This window comes from Micromonospora sp. CNZ296 (genome assembly GCF_007827635.1).
The window spans coordinates 235,073-257,365 of the sequence record NZ_VISW01000002.1 but is presented as its reverse complement, the minus strand read 5'-3'; the positions used below and the strand labels follow the sequence as shown (position 1 = coordinate 257,365).

Annotated in this window: 14 protein-coding genes; 10 read left to right on the top strand and 4 right to left on the bottom strand. The window is 68.9% G+C overall.

The features are described from left to right. Positions 1-129: 129 nt before the first annotated feature. Positions 130-600: a hemerythrin domain-containing protein gene (locus FB455_RS04040; protein WP_013285737.1), complete on the bottom strand. Its 471-nt coding sequence runs from the start codon at positions 598-600 to the stop codon at positions 130-132. A gap of 234 nt (positions 601-834) precedes the next feature. Here FB455_RS04040 and FB455_RS04035 point away from each other — a divergent pair, with 234 nt between their 5' ends. Beyond that, complete coding sequence (locus tag FB455_RS04035) at positions 835-2,001, top strand: serine hydrolase domain-containing protein (protein ID WP_013285736.1); 1,167 nt, start codon at positions 835-837, stop codon at positions 1,999-2,001. Between the two features lie 60 nt (positions 2,002-2,061). Here FB455_RS04035 and FB455_RS04030 read toward each other — a convergent pair whose 3' ends face one another. Both FB455_RS04030 and FB455_RS04025 read right to left on the bottom strand, forming a co-directional pair. Beyond that, positions 2,062-2,715 (bottom strand): response regulator transcription factor, encoded by a 654-nt coding sequence (locus FB455_RS04030; RefSeq protein WP_030268785.1) that lies wholly within the window; start codon positions 2,713-2,715, stop codon positions 2,062-2,064. Then, positions 2,703-3,929, bottom strand: a complete 1,227-nt coding sequence (locus FB455_RS04025; protein ID WP_013285734.1) for a sensor histidine kinase — start codon at positions 3,927-3,929, stop codon at positions 2,703-2,705. Before FB455_RS04025 ends, FB455_RS04030 begins: the two co-directional genes overlap by 13 nt. A gap of 168 nt (positions 3,930-4,097) precedes the next feature. On the opposite strand from FB455_RS04025, the gene FB455_RS04020 reads away from it, so the two are divergent. From FB455_RS04020 to FB455_RS04010, 3 genes are all read left to right on the top strand, one after another. Further along, on the top strand, positions 4,098-4,310 hold the full coding sequence (locus FB455_RS04020) for a hypothetical protein (protein WP_013285733.1): 213 nt from the start codon (positions 4,098-4,100) through the stop codon (positions 4,308-4,310). 244 nt (positions 4,311-4,554) lie between these two features. Further along, complete coding sequence (locus FB455_RS04015; RefSeq protein ID WP_013285732.1) at positions 4,555-5,937, top strand: glycoside hydrolase family 43 protein; 1,383 nt, start codon at positions 4,555-4,557, stop codon at positions 5,935-5,937. 55 nt (positions 5,938-5,992) lie between these two features. After that, positions 5,993-8,746, top strand: a complete 2,754-nt coding sequence (locus FB455_RS04010; protein WP_013285731.1) for a beta-L-arabinofuranosidase domain-containing protein — start codon at positions 5,993-5,995, stop codon at positions 8,744-8,746. Between the two features lie 54 nt (positions 8,747-8,800). Here FB455_RS04010 and FB455_RS04005 read toward each other — a convergent pair whose 3' ends face one another. Beyond that, positions 8,801-9,994 (bottom strand): hypothetical protein, encoded by a 1,194-nt coding sequence (locus FB455_RS04005; RefSeq protein WP_013285730.1) that lies wholly within the window; start codon positions 9,992-9,994, stop codon positions 8,801-8,803. Between the two features lie 699 nt (positions 9,995-10,693). Here FB455_RS04005 and FB455_RS03995 point away from each other — a divergent pair. The 6 genes from FB455_RS03995 to FB455_RS03970 all read left to right on the top strand — a co-directional run bounded on the left by FB455_RS03995 (position 10,694) and on the right by FB455_RS03970 (position 22,198). Beyond that, positions 10,694-12,145, top strand: coding sequence for a PD-(D/E)XK nuclease family protein (locus FB455_RS03995; RefSeq protein WP_244879756.1), 1,452 nt, complete (start codon positions 10,694-10,696; stop codon positions 12,143-12,145). Further along, positions 12,117-13,274 carry a pPIWI_RE_Y domain-containing protein gene (locus FB455_RS03990; RefSeq protein ID WP_013285727.1) on the top strand — a complete coding sequence of 386 codons (1,158 nt, stop codon included), beginning with the start codon at positions 12,117-12,119 and terminating at the stop codon, positions 13,272-13,274. Before FB455_RS03995 ends, FB455_RS03990 begins: the two co-directional genes overlap by 29 nt. Further along, positions 13,267-16,782 carry a pPIWI_RE_Z domain-containing protein gene (locus tag FB455_RS03985; protein WP_013285726.1) on the top strand — a complete coding sequence of 1,172 codons (3,516 nt, stop codon included), beginning with the start codon at positions 13,267-13,269 and terminating at the stop codon, positions 16,780-16,782. The genes FB455_RS03990 and FB455_RS03985 overlap by 8 nt, the downstream gene beginning before the upstream one ends. A gap of 35 nt (positions 16,783-16,817) precedes the next feature. Further along, positions 16,818-19,697 carry a pPIWI_RE module domain-containing protein gene (locus FB455_RS03980; protein WP_013285725.1) on the top strand — a complete coding sequence of 960 codons (2,880 nt, stop codon included), beginning with the start codon at positions 16,818-16,820 and terminating at the stop codon, positions 19,695-19,697. Between the two features lie 417 nt (positions 19,698-20,114). Then, complete coding sequence (locus FB455_RS03975) at positions 20,115-21,611, top strand: reverse transcriptase domain-containing protein (RefSeq protein ID WP_186466368.1); 1,497 nt, start codon at positions 20,115-20,117, stop codon at positions 21,609-21,611. After that, a complete protein-coding gene (locus FB455_RS03970; RefSeq protein ID WP_145752240.1) occupies positions 21,608-22,198 on the top strand; it encodes a hypothetical protein in 591 nt (196 codons plus the stop codon). Before FB455_RS03975 ends, FB455_RS03970 begins: the two co-directional genes overlap by 4 nt. The last annotated feature ends 95 nt before the right edge of the window (positions 22,199-22,293 follow it).

Sequence of the window (22,293 nt, the reverse complement as noted above, 5' to 3'; positions counted from 1 at the left end):
GCCTGGTGCGCGCGTACCCGGGGGGGGGGGGGCGGGGGCCCCCGGGGGTGGGTGCCCCCCGGGGGGGCGTGCCGTGCGGGGGCGGGGGGGGGGCGGGGGGGGGCGCCCCCCGCGGGCCCGCGACAGCGGTCACAACGGCCCGAACACGTCGCCCGGGTCGGCGTCCAGCGAGAGCGTCTCCAGCACGGTGAGCAGTTGCCGTTCCTCGTACCGGAAGTGCGACTCCATGATCGCCGCCACGCCCTCCAGGTGCCGGGCCAGTTCTCCGGGCGGGGCGTCGCGGGCCACCGCCGCGCTCAGCCCGGTCAGCAGGTACCCGATCATCGAGTGGTCCTGCCGCAGCCGGTCCAGCGTGCCGCGCAGCTCCGGATGCCGCGCTGCGATCGCCGGGAAGAGGCTGTGGTCCTCGCCCTCGTGATGCGCGGTCAGCGCCGCGCAGAACCCGTGGCAGAACAACAGCAGCTCACGTGTCGCCGGGCGGGCCGGCTCGCCGTCGGCGAGCGCCCGCCGGGTCACCGCCAGCGCTTCGCGCAGCCGCTCGTGAACGGCGCGCATCTCGCGGCTCCAGGCCACCAGCCTGGTCTGTTCGCCCTCAGCCATGAGGCGAGGGCGAAGGGACGACGAGTGTCATCGTCGTGCTCCCTTCGATCCGGCGCCTCCATGCCTGACACGGTCTGCCACCGGCACGCGACGCTGGGCGGAGCCTAACCGGCGGCACCGGCGCCATCAAGTAGTGCCAGCGCTACCCCGGTTCGGCAGCTGGCGGTATGGAGCGCGGTGCCTGGTTCACCGAGGCTTGAGGTCGTACCCGTTCACCTCCGTCGAGGAGTTCCCATGACCCGCCGTACCTTCCCGGTGGCCGTCGGCGCCGCGGCCTTGCTCACCGTCACCGCGCTGGGTGTGCCCGCCGCGTCCGCCACCACCACCGACGCCCGGCGTCCGGCCGCCGACGCCGTCCAGCAGCGACTGGACGGCCTGGTCGCCGAGCACGGCTTCCCCGGGGCGCTGGCCTCCGTACGCCGCGACGGCCGGGTGCGCGACTACACCGCCGGGGTCGGTGACCTGCGCACCGGCGCCGGGATCCCCCGCGACGCCCGGGTGCGCGTCGGCAGCAACACCAAGACGTTCACCGCGGTGGTCGTCCTCCAGCTCGTCGGCGAGGGCCGGATCGACCTGGACGCAAGCGTCGAGCGCTACCTGCCCGGCTTGGTGCGCGCCAACGGCAACGACGGGCGGCGGATCACCGTACGCCAGCTGCTCCAGCAGACCAGCGGCCTGCCCGACTACGACGACGTGGTGTTCGGCAAGGCGCAGGACCTCGTGGACCGGCGCAGCGACTACTTCGACCCGCGCCGGCTGCTGGACGAGGCACTCACCCAGTCGCGGCACTTCCCGCCGGGCGAGAAGTGGGAGTACAGCAACACCAACTTCGTCCTCGCCGGACTGATCGTCGAGCGGGTCACCCAGCGCCCGGTCGGCGAGGAGATCACCCGGCGGATCATCGAGCCGCTGCGGCTGCGCGACACGTACTGGCCGCAGACCGGCGAGCAGGACCTGCCCGGCCGGCTGCCGCGCGGATACGTGGCGGTGGAGCCCGGCGCGCCGTGGGTCGACGTGACCCGGATGGACCCGTCGCTGGGCTGGGCCGCCGGCCAGCTCGTCTCGACGCCGTCGGACCTGCGCACGTTCTTCGAGGCGCTGCTGGCGGGCCGGCTGCTCGAGCCGGCCCAGCAGGCCGCCCTGACGCGTACCGTGCCGGCGCCCGACTTCGAGCCCAGCGGCGTCTGGGAGTACGGCCTGGGCATCGCCCGGCACGAGCTGCCCTGCGGCGGTCACGCCTGGGGGCACGGCGGTGACATCCAGGGCTTCCAGACCCGCAACCTGTCCACCACGGACGGGCGCAGCGCGGTGGTCGCGGTGACCGGGCTGCCGACGAGCATGGAGATGCTGGAGGCGGTCACCAGCACCGTCGACGCGGCCCTTTGCGGCACCCGCCGCTGATCCGCCTCGACACCGCACGCGCGCCGCCTCCCGCGAGGCGGCGCGCGGACGTGCGTGCGTCTACCGCCGGCCGTCGAGATAGCGCAGCACGGCGGTGACCCGGCGGTCGGCGCGGTCGTCAGGCGGCAGGCTCAGCTTCGCGAAGATGCTGCGGATGTGCTTGTGCACCGCGCCGTCGGTGACGAACAGCCGTTCCGCGATCGCGCCGTTGCCCAGCCCCTCGGCCATCAGCGCCAGCACCTCGTGCTCGCGCGGCGACAGCTCGGCCAGCGCGGTGTCCGGCCGCCGGTTGCGGGCGAGCAACTGCCCGACCACCTCGGGGTCGATCACGCTGCCGCCGGCCGCGACGCGGTGCAGCGCGGCGAGGAACTCCTCGACCCGGCCCACCCGCTCCTTGAGCAGGTAGCCGAGCCCGGAGGCGCCGACCGAGAACAGCTCGGTGGCGAACGCCTGCTCGACGTACGCGGACAGGACCAGCACCGCGAGGCCCGGCAGGCGGCGGCGGGCCTCGACCGCGGCGACGATCCCCTCGTCGGTGTGCGTGGGCGGCATCCGCACGTCGACGATCGCCACGTCCGGCCGGTGCTCGTCCACGGCGGCCAGGAACTCCCCCGGCGTGCCGGCGGTGGCCACCACGTCCAGGTCCTCGGCGCGCAGCAGCAGCGCCAGCCCTTCGCGCAGCAGCGCGTCGTCCTCGGCGATCACGATCCGCATGGCAGCTCCACGTGCATCCTCGTCGGTCCTCCCGGTGGACTCGTCAGCGTCATCCGCCCGTCGTACGCCTCGACCCGGCGGCGGATGCCGGTCAGCCCGGAGCCACGCGTCTCGTCGGCGTCCCCGCGCCCGTCGTCGGTGACTGTGACGAGCAGCCGGTTCCCCTCCCGGCGCACGGCGACCTCCACCGCGCTCGCGCCGCTGTGCCGGACCACGTTCGTCAACGCCTCGGCCACCACGAAGTACGCGGTGGCCTCGACCGACGCCGCGCAGCGCACGTCGACGTCCACCGACAGGCGGCACGGCACCGCGCACTCCGCGGCGAGTCCGTCGAGCGCCCCGGCCAGGCCCCGGTCGCCGAGCACCGGCGGCAGGATGCCGCGCACCACCGTACGCAGCTCACCGAGCGCCTGCTCGGCCGCGTTCTGCGCGCGTTCCAGGATCTCGTCGGCGCGGGCCGGGTCACGGCGTACCGCCCGCCGCGCGGCGCCGAGCAGCACGTTCACCGCGACCAGCCGGTTCTGCGTGCCGTCGTGCAGCGAGCGTTCGATCCGGCGCAGCTCCACCGCGTGGGCGTCGAGCGCGGCGGCCCGGGTGGCGGTCAGTTCGGCGACCCGCAGCGACAGGTCGAACCCGGGCGGCGGGGGCAGCAGCCGGCGGCCCGGCCGGGCCTGGATCCGCGCCAGGGCCGGCCCGGTCGCGACCGCGAGCACCAGCCACCCGATGCCGAGCACGCCGACAGTGAGCGCGTCGCCGAGCCCGTCGACGCGCCACCAGCCGATCCCCGGCGCACCGGCGTCCGGCGGCACCAGCCGGTACCACAGCGGGAACGTCATGTCCTGCACGGCGTAGATCGGCAGCGCGAGCGCGATCAGCCCGGCGCCGAAGCCGAGCGTTCCGTGGGTGGCCACCCAGCGCAGTTCCCGCCGGACGACCGGGTCGCGCAGCGCCGGGCGCACCCCGGCCGGCACCGGGCCGGGCGACGGGATCGGCGGCCCCCACCGGGACAGCCGGGCACGCTCGCGGTCGGCCACCGACCGCACCGCCCGCAGCATCCCGGGTACGAGCAGCAGTCCGAACCCGCCGACGCAGGCCGCCGCCACGACGACGGCCCCGAACAGCGCGCCGAGCGCCAGCACGGCAGTGCCGAGCCCGCCGACGAGGTGCTCCAGCGCGTCCACCGCGGCGCGGAACCGCCTGCGTACGTACTCCATCCCCGGCCCACCCCCGGCCGCCACGATAGGTCACCGCTGTCGCCGTCCGTCAGGTCCGGGCGCGGAAAGTACAGCCTGCTGTACCCCGGTCGTCGTGCTGGCGGGATCGTTCCCGGACGGCCGCGCGCCTAGCGTCGAGGTGCAAGGACGTCACCCGAGGAGGCAGCCGTGAACGACCTGGACCGTACCGCCGAGAACACCGCCGCGACGACGCCCGTCACCCGGATGCGCCCGCTGCTCTGGCTGGTGCTCGTCGTCAGCGTGGCGGCGAACGTGACGCTGTCGAGCGTCCTGGGCAACCCGTGGGCCGGTTCGGCCTTCGGCGCGCTGGCGCTCGCGTCCGGCGCGGCGCTGGCAGTGAACCACTACCGCAACCGCTGACCCGCCGCCGTGCGGGCGGCGCCGGGAAGCCGGGCGGGGCGGGCCGGGACGACGATCGGCCCGCCCTGCGGCGTTCGCCCGGCGACCACTCCCCCGGCTGGTACGACTGGTGTCGTCGCGGGAGGTCCGCGGCTGAGCGCGTTAACGTCACCACTCGATTGACAGACGACTATGTGAACGCCAGGCTAGGGGAGATTGTTAGCGCTAACGCGGACGTCATCCCCACCGCAGAGGAGGGCCCCTCGTGCCCCTGACCCGACGCGCGTTCACCCTCGGTGCCCTGTCCACCGCTGCAGCCGCCTCCGGCGCGCTCAGCCTGCCCCGCGGCGCGCTCGCCGCGCCGAACACGGCCTACGCCATGGCCTACTTCACCGAGACGCCGAACGGTCTCGGCGCCGACTACGGCCTGCACCTGGCCGTCAGCCGGGACGGCCTCAACTGGACCCCGCTGAACCAGAACAACCCGGTCGTCACCCCGACCGCCGGGCAACTCGGCCTGCGCGACCCGTTCGTGCTGCGCAGGACCGACGGCACGTTCGTGGTGCTCGCCACCGACCTCAAGGGCACCAACTGGGGGCTGACCAGCCAGTACCTGCACGTGTGGGACTCCACCGACCTGACCGCGTTCACCGGTTACCGGCGCATCCGGATGCACACGCTGGACACCCACACGTGGGCGCCGACCGCGTTCTGGGACGCCGCCCGCGGCCAGTACGCCATCGTCTACTCCGCCAACAACGGCCGGGACGTGCTGTTCGTCAACTACACGAGCGACTTCCGCACCGTCAGCGCACCGCAGGTCTACTTCAGCCCGGGCTTCGGCGTGCTCGACGGCGACGTGGTGGTCGACGGCGGCACCACGTACCTCTACTACAAGAACCTCGACGACGGGTACCTGTACGGCGCCCGGTCCGCCACCGGCGCGCCGAACAGCTTCACCACGTACACCGGCGGGCTGCGGCAGGGCAACGCGATCGAGGCGCCGCTGCTGCTGCGCACGAACGAGGGCGGCTGGCGGCTGTGGGGCGACTCGTTCAGCCCCGTCAACAACGACTACTACGCCTGGTCCACGACCACCATCGCGGGCAACTCGTGGACGCCGCTGAACCAGCGCGACTACACCCCACCGCTGAACTCCAAGCACGGCTCGATGGTCGGCATCAGCGACGCCGAGTACGCCGGGATGGTCAACCGCTGGGGCACGCCGAACTGGGTGCGGCTCAAGTCGTCGAACCTGCCCGACCGCTACGTCCGGCACGCCGACCGGATCGCCCGCGTCGACGCGTACCCGTTCGACCCCTACCAGGACCAGATGTGGCGCATGGTCCCCGGCCTGGCCGACTCCGCCGCCGTCTCGTTCGAGTCGGTCAACTACCCCGGCAACTACCTGCGGCACTACGACTACGCGGTCCGGCTGGACCCGAACGACGGCACCGCCACGTTCCGCGCCGACGCCACCTTCCACCGCACCGCCGGCCTGGCGGACAGCACCTGGTCGTCGTTCCGCTCGCACAACTTCCCCACCCGCTACCTGCGGCACTACGACTACCGGCTGCGCATCGACCCGCTCGGCGCCGGCTCCCCCGCGATCGACAGGCAGGACGCCACGTTCCGGGTCACCGCGTAACCGCCCCCACCACCACCGTCCCCCACCACCACCGTCCCCCGCCACGGAGGCCGCCATGCCCGCTCCCCTGGTGAACCGCCGATTCCTCCTGCGTACGACCGCCGCGACAGCCGTCGCGGCCACCGCCGGCGCCGCCGCCGGGTCCGTCTCCGCAGGCGGTACGGCACACGCCGCGCTGCCACCGGCCCGCCCCGACATCGGCGTGTCCGCGTACGCGTTCGATCCCGGCCAGGTACGGCTGACCGCCGGCCGCTGGCAGGACAACCAGAACCGTACGGTCGCTTACCTGCGCTTCGTCGACGTGAACCGGCTGCTCTACAACTTCCGGGCCAACCACCGCCTGTCCACCGGCGGCGCCGCCGCCAACGGCGGCTGGGACGCGCCCAACTTCCCGTTCCGCACCCACATGCAGGGGCACTTCCTGACCGCCTGGGCACAGGCGTGGGCGGTGCTCGGCGACACCACCTGCCGGGACAAGGCACTCACCATGGTCGCCGAACTGGCCCGCTGCCAGGCCAACAACGGCGCGGCCGGGTTCAGCGCCGGGTACCTGTCCGGCTTCCCGGAGTCCGACTTCACCGCGCTGGAGGCGCGGACGCTCAGCAACGGCAACGTGCCCTACTACTGCATCCACAAGACGCTCGCCGGGCTGCTGGACGTGTGGCGGCTGATCGGCAGCACCCAGGCCCGGGACGTGCTGCTGGCGCTGGCCGGGTGGGTCGACCAGCGCACCGGCCGGCTCACCTCGGCCCAGATGCAGGCCATGCTCGGCACCGAGTTCGGCGGCATGAACGCGGTGCTGACCGACCTCTACCAGCAGACCGGTGACGGGCGGTGGCTGACTGTCGCGCAGCGGTTCGACCACGCCGCCGTGTTCAACCCGCTCGCCGCCAACTCCGACCAGCTCAACGGGCTGCACGCCAACACGCAGGTGCCCAAGTGGATCGGCGCGGCCCGGGAGTACAAGGCCACCGGCGTCACCCGCTACCGGGACATCGCCGCGAACGCGTGGGCCATCACGGTCGGCGCGCACACGTACGCCATCGGCGGCAACAGCCAGGCCGAGCACTTCCGGGCACCCAACGCGATCGCCGGCTACCTGCGCAACGACACGTGCGAGGCCTGCAACACGTACAACATGCTCAAGCTGACCCGGGAACTCTGGCAGCTCGACCCGGACCGGGTCGCGTACGCCGACTTCTACGAGCGCGCGCTGCTCAACCACATGATCGGCCAGCAGAACCCGGCCGACGCGCACGGCCACGTCACGTACTTCACCCCGCTCAACCCGGGCGGGCGCCGCGGTGTCGGCCCGGCGTGGGGCGGCGGCACGTGGAGCACCGACTACAACTCGTTCTGGTGCTGCCAGGGCACCGGGCTGGAGACCAACACGACGCTGGCGGACGCGATCTACTTCCACAACGGCACCACGCTGACCGTCAACCTGTTCGTCCCCTCGGTGCTCACCTGGAGCCAGCGCGGCATCACCGTCACGCAGGCCACCTCGTACCCGGTCGGCGACACCACGACGCTCACCGTCACCGGCTCGGTGGCCGGGTCGTGGACGATGCGGATCCGGATCCCGGCGTGGACCAGCGGGGCGAGCGTCAGCGTCAACGGCGTCGCGGCGGGCATCGCCGCCACGCCGGGCAGCTACGCCGTCCTGACCCGCGCCTGGACCTCCGGCGACACGGTCACGGTCCGGCTGCCGATGCGGGTCACCACTGTGGCGGCCAACGACGACGCCGCTGTGCAGGCCGTCACGTACGGGCCGGTGGTGCTCTCCGGCAACTACGGCAACGCCACGTTGAGCGGCCTGCCGACGCTGGACCCCGCCTCGGTCACCCGTACCGGCGCCGGCAGCCTCGCGTTCACCGCCCGGGCCGACGGCGCCACCGTCAACCTCGGCCCGTTCTACGACGCCCACGGGCACAACTACACGGTCTACTGGCGGGTCGGCGCGGGCGGTGGCGGCGGGGAGGCGAGCTTCCGGCTCGCCAACGCGGCGAGCGGCCTGGTGCTCGGCATCCAGAACATGTCCACAGCCGACGGCGGGCTCGCGCTCCAGTGGGGCGACACCGGCACCGCCGACCACGACTGGCAGCTGGTGGTCGACGGGTCGGCGCTGCGGCTGCGCAACGTCAACAGCGGCAAGGTGCTGGGCGTGGAGAACATGTCCACGGCTGACAACGCCCGGATCCTCCAGTGGGCGGACAACGGGACCGCCGACCACCTCTGGACCGTCGTCGACGTGGGCGACGGCAGCCACAAGCTGCGCAACGTGCACACCGGCAAGCTGCTCGGCATCTCCGGCGGTTCGACCGCCCAGGGCGCGTTCGCCGTGCAGGACCCGGACAACGGCAGCCTGGACAACCAGTGGCGGTTCCTGCCCAACGGGGCGCGGCGGATCCAGAACCTCGGCAGCGGGCTGGTGCTCGGCGTGCAGAACATGTCCACCGCCGACGGCGGGCTGGTCGTCCAGTGGGGCGACACCGGCACCGCCGACCACCTCTGGACCGCGCTCGTGGACACCGGCGGCTACCTGCGGCTGCGCAACGGCAACAGCGGCAAGGTGCTGGGCGTCGAGGGCGGCTCGACAGCGGCCGGCGCCCGGATCGTCCAGTGGGCCGACAACGGCACCGCCGACCACAGGTGGCGGCTGCGGCACGGCGGAGGCGGCTGGTTCCGCATCCAGTGCGCGAACGGGGGCCGGGTGCTCGGGCTCAGCGGCGGCTCCGGCGCCCAGGGTGCGCAGGCGGTCCTCGCCGACGACACCGGGGCCGCGCACCAGCGCTGGCGGTTCCTGTAGATCAGGCGGTGACGGTGGGAGCGGTCGGGCCGCTCCCACCGCCGCCGGGATCGGTCAGGGCGTCAGGGCGTCCGGGGCGGGAGTCCAGGTCGACTCGTCCCGCACGTCGTCGGCGACGGTGATCCCCTCGGCGATCCGCAGCAGCTCGGCCTGGGGCAGCCGGCCGCCGACGCCCTCGGAGCTGACCTGGACGACGACAGTGCCGTCGGCGCTCCAGATGTTGCAGAACCCGCCTCCGCGGGCCGCCCCCGGGTAGCACTTCGTCGCACCGGGCTCCGGTGACTGGTTGGAGCTGGTGCTCGGCGTGACGAAGATGTGGAACCCGTCCCTGATCCCGCCCTCGACCGAGTCGAACGGCGCGGTCAGGCCCGAGGTGCGCAGGGGCGGCCTGGTGTACGTCGCGCCGCCGTAGTCACCGGCGCGGGCGGTGGCGATGCCGCTCAGGCCGGGCATGGCGTGCGTGCCCACCTGGAGCGGCACGTAACCCCGCGGCAGGTAGCCCACCGTGAACGGCAGCGGCGCCGGCGTCGGCCCGGCCGGCTTCAGGCCCGCGACCAGGCCGCTCAGGTCCGCGAAGCTCGGCGTCGCCGCGTCGCCGGAGATCGACGTGACGGCCGCCCAGGCGTTGTGGGCGTACTCCCAGGCGAACAGCTTGTTGCCCGGATCCACCGGGTTGCGCGGGTCGAGGCCGAACGGCAGCGTCGCCTGCACCGCCCTGCGCCCGGCCACCGTGACGCTCCGACCGTCCTTGACCGCGGCCGGATCGAAGGCGCCGGGCCGGTAGACGGTCAGGTACGCCCACAGAGTCGGCTTCGCCCCGGCGGCCGTCCTCTCCTGCTCGAACGCCTCGGCCTCGTCCTGGCTGACGGGCTTGTCGTTCGAGGTGTGCCGGTCGGAGTAGACGGGGGCGATCTGGTACGCGGTCGACACGACGATCGGGTCCTGCACGTGCAGCGTGCCGGCGTCGTACCCGGTGAAGGTGAAGGTGAACGGCGAGGCGTCCGGCCAGGGGCTGACGCCCGGACGCGGCGCCTCGGACAGCGCCGAGGCGGTGCGCCTCGCGTCCAGGGTCGGCACCGTGATCGCGGCGGCGACCGCCACCGCGACGAGGCCCGCGGCGCCGGCTGTCGCGAACCGGTTCCGGCGGCGCCGCTCGGCGCGCCGCCCGGCCGCGACGATGTCGTCGACGGTACGGCCCATCGGCGGCTCGTCGCCGGTCACGGCGTCCACCAGTTCACGCAACTGCATTTGTCCACTCCTCCATCGGCCTGCCGGTGAGATTGAGGTGTTCGCCGCCGAGGGACTCGCGCAGCTTCGCCAGCCCACGGGAGACCTGGCTCTTGGCCGTAGTCAAGCGTCTATAGAAGCCAACAGGTCGGGTTTTTGACAATCGCATGGCTGACATCGGGCTCACGAGTTAGACAGGGCTGTACGCGTTGCTGGCGCGGGGGTGATCAGGGAATGTGCATGACGCGTGCCGTCCAGGATGACGCACCACTCCGCCTCCGCTTCCGCCGAGTTGGAGGTGCGCCTGATCATGCCGATACGGACGCACGACGTCGACTACTCGCATAATCTGGCCTGCTAGCGCTTCTGCCCCGCGTTATCAATTGCTCATGCTTTGCGATCACGCCTCCGGGTGCCGAGCCGCGCGGACACCCTCGTCATGGGAGCGCGATGTCAGACAGGAAGCCGTTACCCCTGGAACAACGCGGCAACCCGCCCCTCGTTCCCAGTCAACGAACCCCCGAGGACGCACCGTCTACAAGGACCTGGACCGCGCCGCCTGAACTCGTCGGTAGCACCTCGCCCATGCGTGTGGCCTTGAGCGCCTTGACTGGGGGAGAACATAGGTGCGCAATGCACCTTGCGGTTAAGTCGAGACCAGGACTTAAGCCTTCCGCTTGGCCGCGTCAGGACAAGCCGCCGGTCCCGGTGCGGCTCGTTATGGACGTATTGGACGCTGTGGAGTTCAACCGCCAACCGCTTGACGAGGCGCTGAACTCGGTATTTGCGAAGCAGCCGCTTCACGAAGGTCTAGCAACCTTCATTAAGCATGCCGCACGCAGTTACCTGTCGATGTGTGAGGCAGAGTCATCGATGCTGCCGGTCGCCCGCTGGTGGGTGGTCCAGCATGTCGATCAGGGTGTTCGCGAGCTGTGGGCTTGGGGCCGGCGTTACCGCTCGGCTGACGGTGCGGTGCGTGAACTGCGGCTGATTCGCCTCGCGAACATGCTAGAGCGACAGCGCAGCGAGGCCGAGGTGGCGGTCGCGGCCTACACGGCCGCGTACGGCCGTCCCGCGCCGTGGCCGGATGATTGGGAGAAGAAGTTCTTTGTCCGGGCACGCGAAGAGGTGTCTCGCGTAGTGGTCGCCGACATCGATCTCACCGAAGGTTTGAGAAGAGTCCTGTTCGACGGACCCATTGAGGATGCCGGCGCTCTTTACGAGCAGCATGGACGCCGCGCTGCGGTTCAGGTCCTTCATGGCCAGACGCGCCGCCCAGGCGGCGATTGTCTCAAATGCCGTCTCGTGCTGGCCTGTGACGAGGTGATGCGAGCTCCGGGACTGCTGGGACTGCGGTCGGACCGGCGAGCGAAGCTGCGCCAGGTGTCGATCACCGACTTGCGCTATTACAACGACTGCCCGGCCCAGCATTACCTGCAGACGTTGCGTCTGCCGAAGGTCAACGAGTACGCCACTCCGGCCCGGATCGGTCAGGCAGTTCATAGCTATTTGGAGACGCTGCACGCGAAAGCAAGCGGACCGTGCCAGCACGCGGACATGCCAGGTGACATCAGCTGGCCCGACCCGCGCTGGGAGCTCGACGCTGATGCAGCCGAGGCCGGCATGCGGATGCTCACGCATCACCCGTCCGTGTGCCCTCTTGAAGAGAGCACCTCAGACCTCAGGATCGAAGAGACCTTCGTCTTTCATGACACAGCTGCCCAGACGCTGGTGATCGCCAAGCCCGACCTCGTCTACCGCGACGACGGCGCCTGGGTGTGGCGCGAGACCAAGACCACCCGGCGCCGCCAGCGTGGTGGCGAGGATGTCTTCACAGAGTTCCCGCAGGTCGCACTCGCGACGGCCATCCTCGGGCGAGGCCTGCTCGGCGGACCCGTCGACGGTTCCCGAGTGGAGCTGGAGATTCTCCGGCCGGCCGGAGCGGATCTCATCATGGTCGACCCGTCAGATCCGCAGGAGCTCGATAAGGCGTACGCAGCCCTGCGGAAGATGGCGCAGCCGTGGCGCGGAGACATTACCTTCGCCGCGGTGCCAGGAGATAACTGTCGTACCTGTCCGGTAAGTAGGTGGTGTCCCAGCGCGGCGGGAACGGACCCGCCGCCGTCCTCTCAGGAGACCGCTCGTGGTTCTGACCGTGAACAGCCCGCCTGATCTGTCCACCTTTACCGGGGTGACGCTGCTGCGCATGGTCGCGACCGCTTTGGTCGACCTGTCGCGTCACGACAGGTCCCCGGACCCGATCTACTCGGACAAGGTGCAGAAGGCCTACAACCACCTGGTCCTGCAATGCCTGCTGCGCGAGATGGAGCCGCCGGCCAGCGTTGCAGGCATGGCGCGCTGGGCGGCGACCAGGCCGATCGGGCAATGGCCGTTTGACCTGCCGGCGGAAGCCGAGAACCTGGACGAGTACCTGGTCGACGCGCAGACCGGGGTCCCCACCCAGCGATGCTACGAGTGGGAGGTCTCAGGTCCCGATGCCGCGGCCGAGCTCTTCGAAAACGAGATCATCCGTACGGTCTTCGCACAGTGCGAGACGGCACGATCGCCACAGTCCTACACCGCGTTCCGGCGTCTTTTGATCGACAAGCCGGTCCTGACCGGTATCGACAAGGCGACGCTGATCGGTGAGCATCCCGAGCTGGGCACCGTTTTGGAGACGGTGAACCGGTGCTACGAGCCGGCCCCGGCCGCCTACCGAGGCACCGACGGACGCTTCGCTACGTGCGCACGCTGCCACTGCCTGCTCAAACCCGATGGGCGGTCCTGGCGGTGCGAGCTGGACCGCTGCCGCCGCGAAGCCCACGCCACCCCGAAAGAGTTCATCGACGATCGCTCGACCGGCGGGTTGTATTTACTGCGAGCGCCGCTGCGTATGTTCATCACCGGCCCAGGGCTGGCCGAGGTCGAGCTGGAACAGAAGCTCATCGGCAAGGGCCTCGTCCCGGAGATGTGGCCGGGCTGCGACGCCTACGACCTGAGGATCACGCTACCGAACCGGCAGGTTTGGGCCATCGACGTGAAAGACCGCGCCAACCCGGCCCTGCTCGGGCACAGCGCCACCCGGTTCCGGCCGGAGCCGCCGTACAACCGGGCCTTCCTGGTGGTGCCGCAGTACCGGTTCGACGACCGCGAGGACTACAAGATCGTCTTCGAGCATTTCTGCCCGCCGGAGGTCAAGGAGCAGGTGACCCTGCTCAGCGACAAGGCGTTTCTCCGCATGTTGACAACCACCCTGACCCGGCTGCGTAAGAACGGCTCTGCGGGAGGCGACGATGCGTGATCGCAGTAGCTGGCACGGCGACCTCGCCGGCGAATTCCGTGGCGCGTGGAAGGCACCTGCCGGGTTCGGCATCGGTGACCTGCTCGACGTAGAGCTGGCAATCTACCTCGGCACGCGGGTCATGCCGACCCGGCCGGTGCGCGACATTTGGACGTTGCTCAGCGGCTACCCCTATGAGGAAGTGTTCGGCGACGTACGCACCAGCGAAGCGCGGCTGATGATCCGGCGAGCCCGGCATTTCCTGTGGGACCGCAGCCGCCGCTACACCTGGCACAACTCGCTGCACATGTATCTCGATGTCGACATCACGCTGCGCGGCTACACGTTCGCGACCATTGACGATCTGCCCAAGGCGCTTGAGCCCACGCGCGCGCACGACCGCAGGGAGATCTATGAACGGTTGCTGACCCAGCCGCCTCCTCTGGAGCGGCGCGAGCTGCCCGTCGCCGGCGCCGGAGACCAGCTGTTCTACGTCCGCGACCAGCGCCACTCCGTGAACATCCCCGTCGAGCTGATCGGCCTCAAGCCCTGGATCGGGCATGACATCGGGGCGGCGCCGGCAGGCAGAGGCGAGCCGATCACCGTCACCATGACCGAACTGGAAGCCGCAGCTGATGCTATGGACGCCCTGGAGGTCGCCGCCAACGCCGCGGATCTGGCAGAGAACCGCACGCCGCGCAAGCTCAACGATTGGAAGAAGCGTCTACGGCGGGTCGAGTTGCTGCTGCGCGACGAGGCCGCCGGGGCGTTCCAGACCCATCCCCGGCTGCGCATCGACAGGCTGATGAACCTGGTGGGCATGGTCGGCGCCGGCAAGTCCACGATTCGCGACATTCTGGCCTTCCAGCTCGCCACCCGCGAGCGCCCGGCCGACCGACGCCGGACCACGATCGTCGTGGGTGACGTCGCCGAAGTGCTGACCATCACCGAGCAATTTCGCCGCCTCGGCGTGCACGCCGCGCCGATCCTGGGAAAGTCCACCCTCGAACGCAACATTCAGCGGTTGCACCGGCGCAGCGAGTCTGCCAGACAAAGCATGCTGAATCATGACAACCCGGGTTTCGCGCACCTGTCGAACGCCTGCCCGCTCGACGCCTTACGGGGGTTCGAGGCACGTCGGGCGCTGGCGATCACCGCTGCGCCATGCACCGCTTTGTACAACGCTGACGATGTCGAGAAGGCCGAGATCGAGCACGACGATCCCGACTCCGCCAGCACGAGGTTCCGGCGTCGCCGTAAGCCAGCCAGGCCGAAGCGTCACGGATGCCCGTTGTGGACTGCTTGCCCGCGGCATAGTGCCGCCCGCGACCTGGTCGACGCGCAGATCTGGGTCGCCACGCCGGCATCGCTGGTGCACAGCCGTGTGCCCGACCATCTCAACGACGAGAATATGCGCTACCTGGAGCTGGCCTGCCGCCGCAGCGACCTGATCATCGTCGACGAGGCCGACCGGGTACAGATGCAGCTCGACACCGCGTTCGCGCCGGCGGCGACGCTGGTGGCCCGTGGTGCGCAGTCGTGGCTCGACGAGGTCGGCAAGCACAAGCTCACCGAGCTGGCCGCGCAGGGCCGGCTGCAGTTGTCGAGTGACGAGATCGACGATTGGAACAACGCGCTCAACACGGTCATCACGGCCACCGACCGGATCTACTCGATGCTGATCAACGACGAGCCGCTGCGGCGATGGATCACGCAGGACTACTTCAGCGCGATGACCTTGCACCAGTGGCTGATCAATGAGTGGTTTCCCGAGCTGCGCAGGCGCAATCGCGACGATGACGAGAATGTCGTGGCCCCCGACGAGGACAAACTTGCTTCCCAGCGGGCCGAGCTCCAGCGTGTCGACACCGTTCTCGGCAGTTTCCGCGACTCGCCGCTGACCCCGTTGCGCGGGAGTGGTCCCGAGGATACGACCACGGACCTGGTCAACGCGCTCGTGGCGATGGCGACGGAGTTGCTGCACGCCCCCCGCGGGGTATTCGTTCGCGAGTTCAGCCGTGAGCGGCTGAAGAAGTTGCTGCGCCAGCTGGTCCCGAACAACGCCTCAGTCGCCGGTGACCTTGACGCCAACCTGCACCGCTTCGAATTCACCCTCGTGCTGGCGGTCCTGCACGATCGTCTTGACCGCATGACCATTCTGTGGCCTCGCGTCGAAGCTGCCCTCAACCTGGACTCGACCTCCAACGTGCTGTCCCGCCGGCCGCCCAAGGACTACATGCCGGTGGTTCCCGAATCCCCCATGGGTAACGTGCTGGGCTTTCAGTTCCAGGCCGGCGACCGCAACGAGGACGGCGATCAGAGCGGTGAGCTGCGGTTTTTTCGCTGCAACGGTGTCGGCCGCGAGCTGCTGCTGGAGCTGGCCGACATCCCTGCCGTGGACAACCGGCCCGGCCCGCATGTGCTGTTGATGTCGGCCACCAGCTGGGCCGGCACCTCCAGCCGCTACCACCTGCACGCCCAGGTTGACGCCGTGCTGCGGCCCCACGAACACGAGGTCGCCGCCATCAAGAAGAGCAATTTCCGCAAGCTCTTCCTCTACCCACCCGGCGTCACCACCGCCCTGCGGCTGTCCGGCACCGACCCTCGGCAGCGTCCCGCTCAGCTCGAGCAGATGCTGCACCAACTGGCCGTACCTGACCGCAGCCTGACCGGCGCGACCTCGCTGCTGCAGCAGGAACTGGACGACATCGACGACCCACAACGCCGCAGGATCCTGTTGCTGGTCGGCAGCTACGCCGAGGCACACCGTGCCGGGCACTACCTCAACAACCTGCCGGAATGGACCGGCAACGTCACGGTCCTGGTATCCGACGACACCGACCTCGACCACTCCTGGAGCAACCTGCCCGCCGACACCCGCCAGCTGCACCTTCGCCGCGGCGAGCTGGCCAAGTTCCCCGACATCGGCGGGCAGTTGCTGATCGCGCCGCTGCTGGCCGTCGAGCGCGGGCACAACATCGTGGTTCCCGGCGGTAAAGCCGCCATCGGCAGCGTCTACTTCCTCGCCCGCCCGCATCATCGCCCTGACGACATCTCCCTGGCCACCCAGGCAATCAACGACTGGGCGGTCCGCCAAGTCCGCGGCCCAGGCCGTCGCTTCACCCAGACCGCTCTGGCCGCCGGCAGCCCGGACGACGCCGGACTGCGCTTTCGGGCCGAAGCCGCCCGCAAATGGCACCGCTTCCTCACCCGTCGCCTGTCCTGGACCAGCCTGCCTCCCGATGAGAAGTCGGCCTTTACCTGGGATCAGCTCGTGGTCATCTGGCAGGTCATTGGACGACTCGTGCGCGGAGGTGTCGCCGCCCGCGTCTACTTCGTCGACGGAGCCTTCTCACCCCGCGAGGCCGGCTTCACCGGAGACGACACCCCAGCGACCAGCCTGCTCGCCAGCATGCTGCACGAACTCGCTCCCTATTTCGACCCCGAGTCGGCGCAGACGACGATCGACCGATCGCTGGTGCAAGCCCTCTACGACCCGCTCTACCGCGCCCTGCGCGACATGAACTGACCGCCCACGCTCGGACCGGTTCAGAAAGGCCCCCGATGCGCTACGACCGCACGCAGACCGCAGCCTTCGTGGCAGCAGGCGATCTCAAAATCCCGCTGCACACACTTACCTTCCCCATCTCTTGGCGCCGCCCTATCCTCGACCTGCGCACCGCCGGTTGGCGCGAGGAATCACGCGCACGCGCCCAGCAGGTGCCGATCGGGCGCCTCAACGCACTGATGCGCACCGTCGCCCCCGATCTGGTCTCCACCGCTACCTGGGCAACCCTTGATGAAGACAACCCCTGGCTGTTCGCAGCAAAGCCGTTCCCGCCGGCGATCATGCGGACCTTCATCAACGCCTGGCTGTATGACCTGCCCACCACCGACGACGGCAAAGCGCTCGTGATGCCGACAATCAGGAAACTGGACTCGGGCACCCTGCGATGGACGCAGAAGACCGTCGACCTGCTCGCCCACGAGCTCTCCGATGGCAACACCGCCGTCCCTCAGCCTCACCTGTTCAGCCTGCTGCCTGACTACGCCGCAGCTAAAATCGCTGGCCAGTCATACCAGCATGGCAGCAGATCCATAAGGTTCCGGCAGGTCGCGGCGAATCCCGCCAACGGCTACGCCGAACTCGTTTCTTGGCCGCCGCTGGAACACCACACCGGCAGAGGTAGCAACATCCGGACCTGGTACTACAGCGCCACGATCAAGATCGCGCTGCGTACAAAGGCGTTCGACCCCACCCTGCGACTACACGTCGACACCGGCATCCGCCGCTGGACCAGCGGCGAGCTACACACCAAGGGCCGCTGGGGAGCTTCTACCCTCCTACAGTCGACCAGCCCCTTCGTAGTCGACGCACCGACATCCCAGAAATTCGCGGTCGCCCACCTGATCTGGGACCGAGACACCCGGGAAATGGGCTGGCGCAACGGCGGCACCGAACAGATCCTCAACCGGATCGGCGCCGTGGACAATCTCCCGGCTGCCGAGCAGCTCGCCGGTAAGTCAGACGCCTGGATCCTCGGCCGAGATGGCGTCACTGCCGCCGTCACCTACCACACCACCATGCGCGGCCCTGACCACCAGGTCGGCACCGGCGTCATGCCAGCCGAACGCAGCCGCCTCATCCGCTGGATCGGCCAGTGCCTGCAGCCCGACTTCGACCTCGACCAGCCCCTGACCCGCGTCCTCATCGGCGGCAAGGCAAGCCGAAGCCTCAGCAAGCTCGAAAGCGTCCCCAAAGACAAGAAGGACCAGACCGACGCTGAGCGCACCCAGCTCGTCGAGAGGCAGGAAGCCGCCAACGCCGCAAACGCTGAAATCTCGAAGGCGAACGCGCTCGTCCGGCGCCAGCAACTGGCCGCCGCGGTCGACGGCCGGCTCTCTGTCGTTTTGCTCTACCAGGGCGACGGCAAGGGAATGCGCGACCGCCTGCTCGCTGCCGTCGAACGACTACTCGACCTGCCTCATCAGCAACCCGCCAGCAACGACACCTGGACATGGAAGGTCGGAGACCTCAACCTCACGATCTACGCCCGCCCCCTCGGCAGGCTCGGCGCAGCGCTCGGCGAGGGCTCCGTTCCCAGGCGCGGCCGGAAGCACGACGAAGCCGTCGACACGCACCGGAAACTCGTCGCCTCCGCGATGAAGGACCTGGCCGAAGAAGTCGATGACACCCTGCAACTCGCCCTCATCGAGCTCGACGGTGCGAAGGCCTTCAACGCACGCACCACCGACCCGAAATTCGCTATCCGCATGGGCTGCGCCGACGCCGGCATGGTCAGCCAGTTCATCCGCCCCGACGAGTTCCCCGGCAAAGATCTCGACAAGGAAGAGGCCAGCAACCAGCACCGGGCCGAAGCCGCCTGGGACGACTGCCTACGGCAGCTCGGCGTCCGATTCGTCCCGCAGCACAAACTCAAGAGCGCCATCCCCGACGACCTCGAGCAGCTGGCATTCTGGGTCGTCAAAAGGCGCAACGACGACACCAACACTCACCAGATCTTCGTCCCGATCGCCGTCCTGATCCGGCCCGGCCAAAAGCACATCATGGGCAAAGCCGAAGGTATGGCCGACTGGGTGCCCTACCCGACCCTGCTCAAGACCCTGGCCGGCACGAACTACCACGCCAGCCCTGCCAAGGAAGAGGAACAGAAGGAGCGGCTCGCTGCCTTCATCCGAAGTACCCTAACCCGGTTCCGAAACACGCAGATCCTCATCGTGACTGAAGCCCATAACATCCGGTATCGACTCACCACGGTGCAGAACGCTCACATGCTGCCCGACCACCTCCAGCTCGGCGAATTGCGACCTCAGAAAATCAGCCTCTTCGGCAAGAAAATGAGGCTGGTACGGATCTGCGGCAACGATCGCCTCGAAACCCCCGAGTCATGGGCTTTCGAGGCCGACAGCATCGGCATCTCCGACGGGCTGTGGCGACACGACGACGGAACCGGAAACACCGAGCAGACGCGCGTCTATTACAGCACGGTCGACAAGCCGGCCACCCACAGCTCCATCGTCATCGACTTGGCCAAACTTACGCCTCATTACAAGGAGAACCCGGCAAAGGCCGATGCTCCCGATCCCTCAGAGGGCCGTTCTCCCGACGGAAAGCTAGAAGTCGCGAGGAACTATCTCGACCCTTCTAAAAACGCCTGGAACGCGGAACTACTCGAGTTCGTCGTCGCCGCTCACCCCCAAGGTGAAGACCCTGCAAACTGGGCCGGGTTTCTACACCAGCAACGCCACTGCTTTGACGACTACCGGGCAGCCCTCAGCAGGCCCCTGATCATGCACGTCGCACGACTCACCAACCAATACGCCCTACCCGCCGACGACACGCTCGAAGACGACGGCGACAACATCGATGATCAACCCGAACCCGAAGGCGATGTACAGCTCACCTTCGACTTCGAGCTCTGAAGACCCTCTCGGAACGCAGGCGGACGGGCTGGGCACCTCCTCACTCCGTAGGAGGTGCTCAGCCTGGCCAAGCACCGACGGCCAGTGCCCTGGAGCCAGATCAGACCACCCCCTCATATTTTGTCGAGCGGATCCCCGACCCCAAGCCCGGATGGAAGGACGTCCTCGATGCCACCCGGCGTGAATACCGCATCCGTCAGATCGCCGCAGTGGTCCGATCCAACCCGGCAACCGCGGTCGCGACGCTCAAGCGACTCGGCTACGAAGTCCGCAACCCAGACGGCGGCCTGCTCTCCAGCCTGCGGAAGCTCACGCAACAGCTGAGTGTGAGGTCAGGAGGTGGGGCCCTCCTCCATCGCGCCCAGGTTCGCTGCCCCCATCTGGGCCCACCGCGTGCTTTCATAAGCCATGCAGTCGGTGCCACCTGACGTCCTCTCCCGGCTCGATCTGGAAGGAGCCACACGCCGAGAGGCAAGTGCCGAGGAACCGTTGATACCGTCGTCGCCGGGCGCTACCGAACTGAACGAACGCGCTCCAGAGTTCGCGTCGTGGCTCGCCGGCCAACTCCAAGCCGGACTGACGCCTTGCCGCGGTCTGGTCGTCGCGGTCGCCAAACCCGAGACCGGCAGCAGGCCGGTTGCGCTCTGGGGTTTCGCCGAGCGAGTGACCTACCGGGCGTTAACCGATCTCCTCATGGCCGAGGCCAAACACGAGGTGGACCGCTCCAACGAGGGATACCGGACGTTCGCCTACGCGCCGCTGGCGTACGCCCAAACTCGGGGCAACCGGGTAGACGCCAACAGCCACAGCGAGTTGTCCTGGCCGGATAACGCGGTCGTCCAATACGTCGTGAAAGCCGACCTCGCGTCGTTCTACGACTACGTCGACCATGACATCCTCGCCCGCGAACTACTCCTCCGTACCGGGGACCACGCCACCATCGAGTGTCTGCTCGAACTCCTGCTCGAAGTCCAGCGCAGGCGTTACGGACTTCCTCAGCTGCTCGAGCCCTCGGATCGGCTCTCCGACCTGTACGCGAGCCGGGTGCTGCGCGCGCTGCGTCGCAAGCAGTGGGCTGCGTGGCGGTTCAACGACGACTTCCGAATCGCGACCGACACGTTCGAGGACGCCAAACGAGCGCTTGACGATCTGGCAGCAGCCGCCCGCGACAACGGGCTGACGCTCAACGAATCCAAGACCCGCACACCATCGTTCCGCGCCTACTGGGAGGAGAATGAGGTACCCGAGTACGCCGATGATGACGACGACAGCGACCCGCAGTGGGCGCTCGACACGCTCAACTCGACCGTGACCCCCCGCGACCTGCCAACGAGCACGGCTGCTGACCACCAGATCAACCTGCACGAGGCCGACCGTGCCGCGATCCGCGCCATCCGGAGTGCCCTCATCAGGCTGTCGGATCCCGCAGAACGACGGGCCGTCGACGTGATGCCGAAAGTGGTGAATGTCGTCGCCTTCGCCGCGTCCACGACACCGTATGTACTCCGCTATCTGAAAGCCATGGCCAACCTCGACCGTCCTGCAGTGACCCGCACCGTTACGGCGATCGCTACGGAGGTCAGCCTCAGCGACTGGCAGCGGCTCTACCTGCTCCGCGCTATCCGCGAACTCGGCCTGATGGATGTGGAACCTTTCACCGCTTGGATCATGGCCAACCGTGCGCAACGGTACGAGCCTGTCGTACGCGCCGAGGCCGCACTTGCCCTCGCAGACGCGAACAAGATCGAGCCGCAGGAGGTCGTCCGCGCCCTCGACGAGGAGCCGTCCTCATTGGCAACCTGGTACCTGGTTGCGCTACGACGCCTGCACCACCACGGAGCTGTATCGCAGGAAACCAACGATGCCGTTCGCGACGAAAGCGGCCTACACGCGACGATCCTGGCCCGGACGTGACACCAGAGCCCGTAACACTCGAGATCACCGAAAACGCTCTCGAAGAGCTGATCACCACCTACGCACGACACACCGCCACAGCAGCCGGCCGTCTACGTGACCGACCCCGCCACCGCGTCAACCTCGACAGTGACGCTGCGTCAGCCGACCGTGCTGCCTGCTGGCTCCGGTTGGTCAGCATCGTCGAGATCTACACCGAGGCACTCCTGACACATCTCGCCGGTGAGGCTCCTGGCCGAGCGCCCGGCGGCTGGAGCGACGTCATCGGTCTCCTGCGGCGGCGGCACAACATCGACGTGGCTGACATCCCGGCGTGGGAAAGCCTCGAGGCATGCTTTCTCGTCCGCAATGCAGTCGCTCATGGTCTCGGACGCTTCACAGCAAAGCAGCTCGAGAGAGAGACTCCCCGCAAGATGCGCGTCATCGGCGTGCCAGTACGCGACGGCATGGTCGTCATCACCGCGACCTCCCTGGCCCACTGTCTCGAAACCTGCCGCGAATTCATCACCAAGCTGGACACGCATCCTCAGGTCACCGCCGAGGCGATCACCGCGCCCGCCGCCACCGACGCCCGGGCCAAACACTGAACGGACAACGGCACGATGCCGAGTGGTGCCGAGGCCTCGCCGCCGCACAACTCCCCACGTGAACGGGAGGGCGCGGATCGGGGAATGTCCGCTGC